The 11,540-nt window shown below is 64.1% G+C and carries 15 protein-coding genes; 11 read left to right on the top strand and 4 right to left on the bottom strand.

All coding sequences use genetic code 11. The features are described 5' to 3' along the window. Positions 1-3 precede the first annotated feature (3 nt). Positions 4-2,382, top strand: a complete 2,379-nt coding sequence (gene xdhB / locus LJD17_RS05660; protein WP_227383178.1) for a xanthine dehydrogenase molybdopterin binding subunit — start codon at positions 4-6, stop codon at positions 2,380-2,382. Further along, positions 2,379-3,311 carry a xanthine dehydrogenase accessory protein XdhC gene (gene xdhC, locus LJD17_RS05655; RefSeq protein ID WP_227383177.1) on the top strand — a complete coding sequence of 311 codons (933 nt, stop codon included), beginning with the start codon at positions 2,379-2,381 and terminating at the stop codon, positions 3,309-3,311. Before xdhB ends, xdhC begins: the two co-directional genes overlap by 4 nt. A 6-nt stretch (positions 3,312-3,317) precedes the next feature. On the opposite strand, the gene LJD17_RS05650 is transcribed toward xdhC, so the two are convergent. Continuing rightward, complete coding sequence (locus LJD17_RS05650; protein WP_227383176.1) at positions 3,318-3,626, bottom strand: hypothetical protein; 309 nt, start codon at positions 3,624-3,626, stop codon at positions 3,318-3,320. A gap of 345 nt (positions 3,627-3,971) precedes the next feature. Here LJD17_RS05650 and LJD17_RS05645 point away from each other — a divergent pair, with 345 nt between their 5' ends. From LJD17_RS05645 to ybaK, 3 genes are read left to right on the top strand one after another with little or no spacing between them, the layout of a single operon-like run. Then, positions 3,972-4,457: a nucleoside deaminase gene (locus LJD17_RS05645; protein ID WP_227383175.1), complete on the top strand. Its 486-nt coding sequence runs from the start codon at positions 3,972-3,974 to the stop codon at positions 4,455-4,457. Positions 4,458-4,514: 57 nt separating this feature from the next. Then, positions 4,515-5,135, top strand: a complete 621-nt coding sequence (locus LJD17_RS05640; protein WP_227383174.1) for an urease accessory protein UreE — start codon at positions 4,515-4,517, stop codon at positions 5,133-5,135. A 33-nt stretch (positions 5,136-5,168) separates the two neighbouring features. Beyond that, positions 5,169-5,639, top strand: coding sequence for a Cys-tRNA(Pro) deacylase (gene ybaK, locus LJD17_RS05635; RefSeq protein ID WP_227383173.1), 471 nt, complete (start codon positions 5,169-5,171; stop codon positions 5,637-5,639). 73 nt (positions 5,640-5,712) lie between these two features. On the opposite strand, the gene LJD17_RS05630 is transcribed toward ybaK, so the two are convergent. Next, complete coding sequence (locus LJD17_RS05630) at positions 5,713-6,015, bottom strand: hypothetical protein (protein ID WP_227383172.1); 303 nt, start codon at positions 6,013-6,015, stop codon at positions 5,713-5,715. 212 nt (positions 6,016-6,227) lie between these two features. Here LJD17_RS05630 and dusA point away from each other — a divergent pair, with 212 nt between their 5' ends. From dusA to LJD17_RS05600, 6 genes are all read left to right on the top strand, one after another. After that, on the top strand, positions 6,228-7,232 hold the full coding sequence (gene dusA / locus LJD17_RS05625; protein WP_227383171.1) for a tRNA dihydrouridine(20/20a) synthase DusA: 1,005 nt from the start codon (positions 6,228-6,230) through the stop codon (positions 7,230-7,232). 207 nt (positions 7,233-7,439) lie between these two features. Beyond that, positions 7,440-7,685, top strand: coding sequence for a hypothetical protein (locus tag LJD17_RS05620; protein ID WP_227383170.1), 246 nt, complete (start codon positions 7,440-7,442; stop codon positions 7,683-7,685). A gap of 130 nt (positions 7,686-7,815) precedes the next feature. Beyond that, positions 7,816-8,181 carry a hypothetical protein gene (locus tag LJD17_RS05615; protein ID WP_227383169.1) on the top strand — a complete coding sequence of 122 codons (366 nt, stop codon included), beginning with the start codon at positions 7,816-7,818 and terminating at the stop codon, positions 8,179-8,181. A 332-nt stretch (positions 8,182-8,513) separates the two neighbouring features. Further along, positions 8,514-8,807, top strand: coding sequence for a hypothetical protein (locus LJD17_RS05610; protein ID WP_227383168.1), 294 nt, complete (start codon positions 8,514-8,516; stop codon positions 8,805-8,807). A gap of 67 nt (positions 8,808-8,874) precedes the next feature. Next, a complete protein-coding gene (locus LJD17_RS05605) occupies positions 8,875-9,651 on the top strand; it encodes an ADYC domain-containing protein (RefSeq protein ID WP_227383167.1) in 777 nt (258 codons plus the stop codon). A 116-nt stretch (positions 9,652-9,767) separates the two neighbouring features. Then, the gene (locus tag LJD17_RS05600) at positions 9,768-10,619 is read left to right on the top strand and encodes a sulfite exporter TauE/SafE family protein (RefSeq protein ID WP_227383657.1); all 852 of its coding nucleotides are present in this window, start codon (positions 9,768-9,770) and stop codon (positions 10,617-10,619) included. Here LJD17_RS05600 and LJD17_RS05595 read toward each other — a convergent pair. Together LJD17_RS05595 and LJD17_RS05590 are read right to left on the bottom strand one after the other, a co-directional pair. Beyond that, on the bottom strand, positions 10,603-11,319 hold the full coding sequence (locus tag LJD17_RS05595; protein ID WP_227383166.1) for a retropepsin-like aspartic protease family protein: 717 nt from the start codon (positions 11,317-11,319) through the stop codon (positions 10,603-10,605). The two genes, LJD17_RS05600 and LJD17_RS05595, sit on opposite strands and share 17 nt — an antisense overlap. Then, the gene (locus LJD17_RS05590) at positions 11,316-11,525 is read right to left on the bottom strand and encodes a DUF1289 domain-containing protein (protein WP_227383165.1); all 210 of its coding nucleotides are present in this window, start codon (positions 11,523-11,525) and stop codon (positions 11,316-11,318) included. The genes LJD17_RS05595 and LJD17_RS05590 overlap by 4 nt, the downstream gene beginning before the upstream one ends. Positions 11,526-11,540: the final 15 nt, after the last annotated feature.

Here is an 11,540-nt window from a genome sequence, read left to right as displayed (position 1 = left end):
GCCATGAACGAGGCTTTCAAGGCGGACGGAGCCGACATCGCGCAGGGAACGGCAGCGGACGCGACCAACGCGCCCGGTGAGGCCGATATCCTCCGCCATGTGCATCGACCCGTGCCGCACGATTCAGGGCTCAAGCACGTTCAGGGCGTCGCGCAGTATATCGACGATATCCGGGAGCCGGAGGGAACCTTGCATCTCGCGATCGGGCAGTCGCCCAAGGCACGCGGACGCCTCGTTTCGCTGGATCTCGCCGCTGTTCTGAGACAGCCCGGTGTCGTGACCGTGCTGACCGCCAAGGATGTCCCGGGCAAGAACGATGTCTCCCCGGCCTTCGGCGACGATCCGCTCTTTGCGGAAACCGAGGTGAGCTTTCTGGGACAGGCTCTTTTCGCCGTCGTGGCGACGACCCGGGACGAGGCGCGGCGCGCGGTGCGTCATGCGGTTGTCGAGATCGCTCCGGAAGTGCCGAGCATCACCGTCGAGGATGCGCTGGAGCGCGGCGAAACGGTGATGCCGGATTATGCGTTCGGCCGTGGCGACCCTGTCGCCGCCATCGCCGCGGCGCGGCGCCGCCTCGAAGGACGGTTCCGCATCGGCGGTCAGGAGCATTTCTATCTCGAAGGGCAGGTGGCGCTCGCGGTTCCGGGGGAGGACGGGGACATTCATGTCTATTCCTCGACGCAGCATCCGACCGAGGTGCAGCATGTGGTGGCGCGGGTGCTCGATGTGCCGGATGCCTACGTGGTGTGCGAGACGCGGCGCATGGGCGGCGGTTTCGGCGGCAAGGAGAGCCAGGCGACGCAATGGGCCGTGACGGCGGCGCTGGCGGCGAGGATCACGGGCCGCGCCTGCAAGCTGCGGCTCGACCGGGACGACGATTTCGTTCTCACGGGCAAGCGCCATGATTTCCGCTGCGATTGGCAGGTGGGTTTTGACTATGAGGGCCGGATCGCCGGATACGCGGTCGATCTTCTGGCCCGCTGCGGTTATTCGGCGGACCTGTCGGGCGGCGTGGTCGACCGGGCGATGTTCCATGCGGACAACGCCTATTGGATGCCGGACGTTCACGTCGCGTCGAAGCGGCTCAAGACCAATACCGTGTCCAACACGGCGTTTCGCGGATTTGGCGGGCCGCAGGGCATGCTGGCCATCGAGCATGTGATGGACCGGATCGCCTGGGCGACCGGACGGGATCCGCTCGATGTCCGGTATGCCAACTTCTATGCGCCCGGCCGCAATCTGACTCCTTACGGAATGGAAGTGGAGGAGACCGACACCCTTGTGGGTCTCGTGCGCCGCCTGGAGGAAACATCCGCCTATCGCGCACGGCGCGCGGACATCGCGGCGTTCAACGCATGCTCGCCCATCATGAAACGGGGACTTGCGCTGACGCCTGTGAAATTCGGCATCAGCTTCACGCTCACGCAGCTCAATCAGGCGGGAGCGCTGGTTCATGTCTACCAGGATGGTTCGGTCCACCTGAATCATGGCGGGACCGAAATGGGGCAGGGGCTCTACATCAAGGTCGCGCAGGTGGTGGCCGAGGAATTCGGCATTTCGCTCGAGCGGGTGCGCATCACCGCCACGTCCACCGCCAAGGTGCCGAACACCTCGCCGACGGCCGCGTCGTCCGGATCCGATCTCAACGGAATGGCGGCGCGCATCGCGGCCGGCGCCATCAAGCGCCGGATGCAGGCCCTTGCGGCCTCGCTCTACGATGCGTCGGAAGACGATGTCGAATTCCGGGACGACCGCGTGTTCGTCGGCAACGAAAGCCTGACCTTCACCGAACTTGCGAAAAAATGCGTGATGGCCCGCGTGTCGCTCTCGGAGGCGGGACATTACAAGACCCCGAAGATCACATGGGACAGGGCGACGGCGACAGGCCGTCCGTTCTTCTACTTCGCCTATGGGGCAGCCTGTTCCGAGGTGATCGTCGACACGCTCACGGGTGAATACCGGCTGGTGCGCGCCGATATTCTGCACGATGTGGGACGCTCGTTGAATCCGGCCATCGACATCGGTCAGATCGAGGGCGGTTTCGTGCAGGGCATGGGATGGCTCACCACCGAGGAACTGGTGTTCAACAGCGAGGGCCGCCTGCTGACGCATGCGCCGTCCACGTACAAGATCCCCGTGGCATCCGACGTGCCGGCGGATTTCCGGGTGGCGCTCTATCCCAACAGCAACCGGGAGGAGACCATCTACCGGTCGAAGGCGGTCGGTGAGCCGCCGATCATGCTCGCGAACAGCGTATTCTCCGCGCTCGCCGATGCGGTCCATTCCGTCGATCCGTCGCAGCCCGTGCCGCTCGATGCGCCGGCGACGCCGGAGGCTGTCCTGCGCGCCTGCGAGGCCTTGCGCGGGAGGCAGATGGGGTGAAGACCTGGCGCCACCTCGCCGATCTTCTCGATGCCTACGGGGCGGCGGCTCTCGTCAGCGTTCATCAGGTGAAGGGCTCCGCGCCGCGCGACACGGATGCGCGCATGGTGGTGCGCGCCGACGGCGGGTTTTATGGCACGATCGGCGGCGGCCGGCTCGAGATGAAGATGCTCGATCTGGCGCAGACCATGCTCCGCGAGGGGCGCCAGCGCGCGCGCATGGTGGATCAGGCGCTCGGACCCGATCTCGGCCAATGCTGCGGCGGCCGTGTCGGAATTCTGATCGAAACCTTCGACAGGCGCGACCTTCCGGACGTGCTGCCCCTCGTCTCGGCGGAGGAGCAAGGACCGTTCACGGTCGAATGCCGCTTCGAGGATGGCTTCGTCCGGCGGGAGATCGCCTCCGCGGTCGGTGACGATTCATGGACGGGTTGGCGTGAGGTTCATGGCGAGGCGCGCCATCCCGTGCTCCTCTTCGGCGCCGGGCATGTGGGCCGCGCCCTCGTCCTCGCCCTTGCGCCGCTCCCGTTCCAGGTCCGCTGGCTCGACACGCGGTCAGATGTTTTTCCTCCGCACATCCCATCCAACACGAAGCCCGTCCAGATGACGGAGCCGGAAGCGGAGATCGCGCAGGCTCCTCCCGACGCCTTCATTCTCGTCATGACCCACGACCATCCCCTCGACATGGCGATCACGGCGGCTGCGCTGAAACGCGGCTTTCCCTATGTCGGCCTCATCGGCAGCGCCACGAAACGGGCCCGCTTCGAAAAGCGCTTCCGGGAGCTGGGACTGGCGGAGGAGCGGCTGCGCGGGCTTGCCTGCCCCATCGGCCTGCCGGGCATTTCCGGGAAGGAGCCGGCGGTGATCGCCGCTTCCGTGGTCGCGCAACTGCTGCAGCGGCGCGAGACATTTCCCGCCTCGCAATCGTAGGGCTTGTCACGCCCGGCCCTGTGCCGGTTCCTGCCTTTCCTGTGCAGGGGCGGGTCCCCGGGGAAGGCTCAAGGGGGAGGGAGCCGGCAGGGCGGCGCGGTGCCTCTCACGCGTCATCGCGTCCATGACGGCGCCAGGGGCCGGTTGCTCTGTATGACGCAACGTCAGGACAATGTCGCGAAGCCCGCGCATCACCAGCCAGGTCATGCCCAGCAGCGTCGGCGGCATGACGAGGAGCCACAAGGCCTGAATGGGCTCCGACGCGGACTGGAACTTGGACAACAGGTCGGCCACGATGCTGTAGGGCTGGTCCATCCTTCAACTCCCCTGACGACATGGCCACCAGCGGTGCTGGTGGCCGGGAGTTAAGAAACCGCCCAGAGACGGCCGCACTGGCCTTTAGGCTTGCGCCTTGGACATGCGCCAACACCTCCCGGCCATAGAGCAAGGAGGCATCGTTGCGGTCGATGCCGACCGCTCTGGGAAGGGGTTCTTAAGCCCCGAAACCGGGTGCGCCCGATTTCGGTGACGAGATAACACGGAAAGGCGACCGGGGGTCAATGGCGCTCGACCGCAGACGCTACGGGACGTGCGCGCTCCGGTCCGGGGATTATTCAAAAGCTCTCGCTTCCGTCATTCTCAGCCGCTAAAACCCTTCCCATGACCGATATCACATCCGACGATCAGCTTTATCTCTCCCGCGCCGTTGCCCTGTCCCGCGATCACATGAACGAGGGGGCGGGCGGCCCGTTCGGGGCCGTGATCGTGCGCGACGGTCAGGTTCTCGGCGAAGGCTGGAACCAGGTGACCTCGGCCAACGATCCGACGGCTCATGCCGAAGTGGTGGCGATCCGCCGGGCCTGCGAGGCCGTGGGCGATTTCGCCCTCCAGGGCGCGACCCTTTATACGAGCTGCGAGCCGTGCCCCATGTGTTTGGCCTCGGCCTATTGGGCGCGGATTTCCCGGATCGTCTATGCCAATACCCGGGAGGATGCCGCCGAGATCGGATTCGACGACAGCCTGATCTACGACGAAATTCCGAAGCCCGTTTCGGAGCGCATCATTCCGATGGATCACGTCCCCAGCCTGGAGGCGAGGGCGGTTTTCGACGCCTGGGTCGAAAATCCGAACAAGACCGCCTATTAGCAAGCGCTCCGGGCGCTCCTATGTACCCGTTCCGACCAGAGATGATTGAGAGATCCCATGCCCCGCGTCGCCACCATTGTCCGCAAGCCTGCCGTGAAGCCTGACCGGGTCGTGGATACGATCACCCTCGATCACGAAGGCCGCAGCCGCCGCCATGCGCATCTCACCGCCGAGGGCGGCACCGAGATCCATCTCGACCTCGACATGGAAACCACGATCAACGACGGCGATGCGCTGCGCCTCGAAGACGGGCGCCTCGTGCTGGTGAAGGCCGCGCTCGAAGACCTGCTGGAAGTGCGGGCCGAAAATCCCCTGCGTCTGATGCGCCTCGCCTGGCATCTTGGGAGCCAGCATGGGCTCGTGGAGGCCACCGGCGATGCTCTCTATATCGAGAACACGCCCGCCCTGGCGGAACTCGCCCGCGGGCAGGGCTGCGTCGCAACGGCGGTGAAGCGCGCCTTCCGGCCGGAGCAGAGCGCGCATCATTGCGACCACGATCATGGCCACGGACATCACCACCACGGCCACGATCACGGCCATCATGACCATGGCCACCACGACCATGTCCATCATGAGCACAAGCACGATCATGACCATGACCATGATCACCATCACGGGCATGGTCACGAATGCGGCTGCGGCCATCACCACCATGACGGGCACAAGCACGATCACTGATCGAAGGCCCGGCGTTTCCGATCCGAGACGGCCATGTCAAAAACGACCCGCGCCACGCTTGCGCTTCAGCAGGCGGGAATTTCATTTACGGTTCACACCTACGACTACGATCCCGGCGCCGAGCGCATCGGCCTGCAGGCGGCGGAAGCGCTCGGAGTCGATCCGGGCAGCGTCCTCAAGACTCTGATGGTGACGACCGACGGAAAGCCTGCCTGCGTGGTCGTTCCCTCCGACAAGGAGGTGAACCTCAAGAAGCTGGCGGCGGCACTCGGCGGGAAATCGGCCCAGATGATGAAGCCCGCCGATGCGGAGCGGCTGACCGGGTATCATGTGGGCGGCATCAGCCCGTTCGGGCAGAAGAAGCGCGTGCCGACGGTGATCGAGGAAACCGCTTTTCGCCACGACAGCGTCTTCGTCAACGGCGGACAGAGGGGCTTGCAGGTGAGGCTTGCGCCCGCCGAGGCCGCGAAGATCCTCGAGGCCAAGGTCGCGGCGGTGCTGTGAGGCGTTCGACGGGCAGCGTAAAGCCGGAGGGGCGGAAAATGCGCCCTCCGGCCTTTCATCGAAGAATTCGCTGTCACTTCCGCGTGGTCGAGGATCCGGACGTATCCGTGGGAAGTTTCTTCTGCTGGCCGGGTGCGTATTCAGAGGCTCCAGGGCTGGTGACCGACCCGGTGGTATCGGACTTCATCTGCTGACCCGGAGCCGCGCCGGAAGCACCCGGTCCGGTCATGCCGCTCCGGTTCTGTTGTCCGGGAGCGTACTGAGAGGCGCTGTTTGAGTTCGTGTTCGTATTGCTGCCTGAGCTTTGAGCATAGCTTGCGGCTGGCAGTGTAAGAAGCAGTGCCGTGGCGCAGGAAATAATCAGCTTGTTCTTCACGCTTACGCTCCTTCCAATGTTGTGGTATTGGACAGGGGAAACGAATTCTCTTCAAGCACGTTCCAAGCGTTGCCGTAGAATGATTTATTCTTCCAGTCCCCGTAGCTTATTATCCTCTTGATCTTGTGAGGCCTTGTCCGGCTCATTTTTCTTGAGGTCCCGACCCACATGGTGGAAAAGGCCCGCTTTCGTCCGCCAACCGTTTGTTGAGAATGACAGAGAAGTTCTTCACCGTTGCGCCCATGATGGACTGGACCGACCGGCATTGCCGGGCGTTCCACCGCGTCCTGTCGCGCCGGGCGCGGCTTTATACGGAGATGGTGACCACCGGGGCGGTGATCTTCGGGCCGCGGGAGCGCCTGCTCGGCTTCGATCCGTCCGAGCATCCGGTGGCGGTGCAGCTTGGCGGATCCGATCCGCAGGAGCTCGCCAAGGCGGCCCGGATCTGCGCCGATTTCGGGTATGACGAGATCAACCTCAACGTGGGCTGCCCGTCCGATCGGGTGCAGAACGGCCGGTTCGGCGCCTGCCTGATGCAGGAGCCCGGCCTCGTCGGCGATTGCGTCGCGGCCCTCAAAGCCGCCGTCGCTTTGCCCGTGACGGTCAAGTGCCGGATCGGCGTCGACGATCAGGACACGGAGGTGGCGCTGGACCGCTTGACCGAGGCGGTCGTCGCGGCGGGTTGCGACGAGCTGACGGTCCATGCGCGCAAGGCCTGGCTTCAGGGGCTGTCGCCTAAGGAAAACCGGGACATTCCACCCCTCGATTATCCTCGCGTCTACCGCCTGAAGCAGGCGAGGCCCGATCTGCCCGTCGCCATCAACGGCGGCATCAAGACCATGGCCGAGGTGCACGAGCATCTTCGGCACGTGGATGGGGTCATGCTGGGCCGCGTCGCCTATCAGGAGCCCGAGATCCTGCTCCAGGTCGATCCGGAGCTTTACGGCGAAGCCGCGCCCGTCGCGGACGGGTTCGAGGCCATCGCGGCCTATGAGCCGTACGTGGCAGCACGCCTCGCCGAGGGCGAGCGTCTCCATTCCATTACCCGCCACATGCTCGGGCTCTTCACCGGACGCCCCGGCGCACGCGCCTACCGCCGCCATCTTGCCACGGAAGCCGTCAAGCCCGGCGCTGGTCTCGAAACCCTGCGCGAGGCCGTCGCCCAGGTATCGCGGGCGATGGCGCGGCATGCTGTTCTTGAGGAAGCCTCTCCCTAACGGAAAGCTGCCAGGGTGCTCGCCAGCTCTGCGGCCTTGAGTTGTTTATTGCAACTTGAGATCAAGTGAGGGTGTGCTTTTGCACAGGACGAAGCTCTGAAACGCATGGAAAGAGGCAAAAGAGCTTTAATGTAACAATGTTCGCTATATGACTCATCCCGTCAGGAGGGAATTCAAAACCCTCCGACTGCATGATGGAGTATGAACATGCGAATGAAGACCTATGGCGTTATCGCGGCCATTGCCCTCGGCATGGCCGCCACGCAGGCGGCGGCAGCCACGCTCACCAATGGCCTGACCATGAATGGATTGACCATGAATGGCCTGACCATGAACGGATTGACCATGAACGGCTCTTCCGAAAACGGGCTGGCAACCAATGGGACCGTGTCGGGCACGATCCGGCTTGCTTCGGCGGTTCTTCAGGACGGGACTTCCGTTTCCTTGAAGTAGGACGCGGCGCGATCCGAAGACGCATCGACCCTCCCGCTTCGGCGGGAGGGTTTTTTGTTGGCGACCATGCCGCTGCGCGCAAAGTGGTTGAAATACCGGTTTCAGGTTACACTCCGTCCCTGGAGGCAGCATGCGCCTGCGTGCCACGGCATCCGATTTGATCAACCTCTCCCTGCTGGTGCTGGCTCTGGGAGGCGCGTCCTCCGTCGCTTACCGGATCGTCGGTTTCCTGGGAGTCGGTGTCCTCGGGCTCATCATCGGGCTGATCGCCCTGACCGTCGAAATGGAGCGGGGCGGCCCTGTCGGCCACAGTCAGGCATCGGGCCTTTACGCCCAGCACATGGCCGCCGTGGAGCGCATGTCCCCGGCCGAAAGAGCCGCAAGGCACGCCGAAATCGAAAGCGCCGCGTTGCCGTTGCGGGTGGCAAAGGTCCTGAGTGCAGGGTTGATCGTCGTCGGGTTCGGGCTGTTCTTCGTCTATGACCTTGGCGTGTAGTGTCGAGGTCTCCGGCTGCCCCAACACCGCCTTCCTCACTTTCAGAGCATTAGTCTCCACGGCACTCCGAAGCCTTGTCCGGGCTTTAACCGCAGAGCGGCCGTAGAGTTAACGAGTGATTAAAGAGTTCTGTCGAAGGGCCAATTCAACTACCTAAAATTGATAATTTATATTGATATGTAATCTAAGAGTGTATTTTGGGCATATTTAAATAGATCATTAAGTCATTCTAACGTTATAACTTGATAGAAACGTTATTTCATGAACATTTCTCTGCGTGAGTTCTGCCGTTGTCCGAGCAGCGCCGCTACATCCCATTCCTGGAGAAGTTCATGTTCGCCCGTCTTCATTTCCCGATGCTTGCAATTGCAATCGCTTTCTCGGCAGCCTCCGGCGCAACGGCCGGCGAGACAACCAATGGCTTGAGCGTCAACGGTCTCAGCGTCAATGGACTGAGCGTGAACGGCCTCAGCGTGAATGGGCTCAGCGTCAACGGGCTCAGTGTGAACGGCTTGAGCGTCAACGGCCGGGCCCTGGGCGGCGAGGCCGCTCTCCCGATTGAAGCGCAAACTCTCGATTCCTTGACGGCGACGCTGCCGGACGGATCGCCGGTTCGTCTCCGGTAACATCTCCTGTTCGGTGTGTCGGAGCCTCCCGGTGGCGGGAGGCTCCGTTCTTCCTTGTTGGTCGCCGATGCGAAAACTTGCTCTCATGCTCCTGTTCCTCGCCGCATCCGGCATTCCGGATCCTGGTCTTGCGCTCGACGGGCGCTTGCACATGGAAGGAGCAGACCTCGTGCTGAGTCTCGATGACGGTCGTGTTCTCAAGCGTGAGGATCTGATCGGGATCAGGCTGAAGCTGCCGGGACCGGCGGGTGTGGCCGAGGCTCGTATCGACAGCGTCGTGATGGACGAAACCGCGGTGGGCGGCCGGGTCCCGCTTTTCGGCCTGTCCCTTCATCAAGGGGATAAGCCGCCTCAGGATGTCTGCCTGCCGGATCCGAAAGGCCGAAGGCTTGCGTTGGCGATGGCGAATGGCCATGGCGGTTTCGCCTTCACCTGCACCAGCGGCGCGGAGGGCAAGTGCATCCTCATGGGCTACCGGCCATGGGACGACCGGGAAGGCGTTCCGATGCGCGATCTTCATCGCGCCTGCACGCACATGCTGCGCGCCGATTACGGGGGCGACGATCATCCGACGACCCGGGACGGGACGCTCGTGGACATCTTCGACCGGTTCGGCATTCAAACATCCGCGCACAATGACCGGCTGACGTTCGAGGCCGCCTGGGGTCCGGACGGTGCGTTGTGCGTGGCGCATCCGCGCATTCCCGAAAACATGACGCTGTCGACTCTGGCCGAGCGTTATCCTCGCCTGCGGGGACGGCTCGGCCCTGACGCCTGCACGGAAGACGCGATGCGGCATGAAGCGCGGGCGCTGCTGTTCAACCGTTCGGCAGGCGCACCCTGAAAGCCGCGGCGTGACGCGGGCGCCCACGTGTTGCGGCCTTGCGACTTTCGCCTCCCTTGCCCCGGCTGGGGATCTCCGCCACAAATCGGCGGTCCTGGTTGAAAGATCTTCCCATCATGTTCGGCATTTCCGTCTTCGATCTCTCCTGGCTTGTGGTCGCCCTCCTTGGCGCCGGAGCGATCACGGGCCTGCTCGCCGGCGTTTTCGGCGTGGGCGGCGGAGCGGTCGCCGTGCCGATCCTCTACGAGCTGTTCCGCTTCGTCGGCGTGCCGGAGGAGGTGCGGATGCCCCTTTGCGTCGGCACCTCGCTCGCGATCATCATTCCGACCTCCATCCGGTCCTTCCGCGCCCATCAGGCGAAGGGCGCGGTGGACATGTCGATCCTGCGCGTCTGGGCGGTGCCCGTCGTTCTCGGCGTGATCATGGGCAGCGTCATCGCCCGTTATGCGCCGGCCGATCTGTTCAAGACCGTGTTCGTCGTCGTCGCCGGCGTGTCCGCCATCCGTCTGCTCTTCGGAAAGGACAGCTGGCGGTTCGGCACCGACATGCCCGGACGGCCCGTGATGATCGTCTACGGCTGGATCATCGGCGTGCTGTCCGCCCTCATGGGCATCGGCGGCGGGCAGCTTTCGAACCTGTTCATGACGTTCTACAACCGGCCGATCCATCAAGCGGTGGCAACCTCGTCGGGCTTAGGGATCCTGATCTCGATCCCGGGTGCGCTGGGCTATATCTACGCGGGCTGGCCGCGCATGGCGGATTATCCGAACGTGATCGCCCTGCAACCGCCGTTCGCCCTCGGATATATCTCCCTGGTGGGTTTTCTGCTGTTCATTCCGACCAGCGCATGGATGGCGCCCATCGGGGCGCGGCTTGCGCATCGCCTGTCGAAGCGCAAGCTGGAAATCGCCTTCGGGATCTTTCTGCTGACGGTCTGCGCCCGCTTCTTCGTCAGCCTGCTGGGCTAGGCTCCTTTGGGCGCAGGATCAGCCGGTTGCCACGTACCTCATAGGAGGCAAGCCGCTCCAGAAAGCTCATGCCGAGTAGATTCGTGTGGAGGGCGCCGGAGCGTGTCACGAGGGCCGGGACATTGCGTTCGGTAATCGATCCGATGCTCAGCGCCCCGATCGTGACAGGTGCCGCGAGAGCGACGCCGTTGGCCGTCGCGACGGGGATCGAGAAGTTCAGATCCTCTTCCCTGAAGCCGAAATCCGCCGCATGTTCCGCGCGCAGGACAACCGTGCTGGCACCCGTGTCGAAAACGAAGCGTGCCTCGCGGCCGTTGACGCGACCATTCAGCGGGAAGCTCCCGTCGCTGCGTTTGGCGGCGACGATTTCCCCCTTGTCCGTCACCACCGCTCGCCCGTCGGCGATGTCGCCGATGGCGCGATCCAGGACCATCTGCAGATCGTCGCGGGCGGCATAGACCACCAGCGCGGCGACAAGGAGGCCGCCGCTCACCGCCGTCGCCTGGACCCCATGCGTCCAATGTTGCGCGAAGCCGTCGACAATGCCGGCCGCCATGTAGAGGCTGCAGCCGAAAAACGCGAGCAGCAGCGCGACCTGCGTCGGCTGGAGGCCTGCCACCGCGGTTTCGCCCATGGTGGCGACCAGGAGGGCTGCCGCCAGGAGAGCGCCGCCGAGGGGCCGGATGCCGGGCATGGTCATTGCGGCCCCTTCGCGGGCTCGCTTTCGCCGAGCACGAAGGCCCGGTGCATCCGCTCGGGCAGCCCCGCCATGATGCGCAGACGCTCCTCCTCGGTTAGGCGAAACCACTGGGCAATTTCCTCGCGCGTGCGTCCGCAGCCCTCGCAGAGACCCGTCGCGGGATCGAGCGTGCAGACGCGGATGCAGGGACTGGATGCGCGGTTCATGATCTCTCCATCATG

This window comes from Microvirga rosea, from assembly GCF_020595095.1.
Taxonomy (GTDB): Bacteria; Pseudomonadota; Alphaproteobacteria; order Rhizobiales; family Beijerinckiaceae; genus Microvirga; species Microvirga rosea.
Note: the sequence above shows the minus strand (reverse complement) of the source record. Positions and strands in the feature narration are given on the sequence as shown.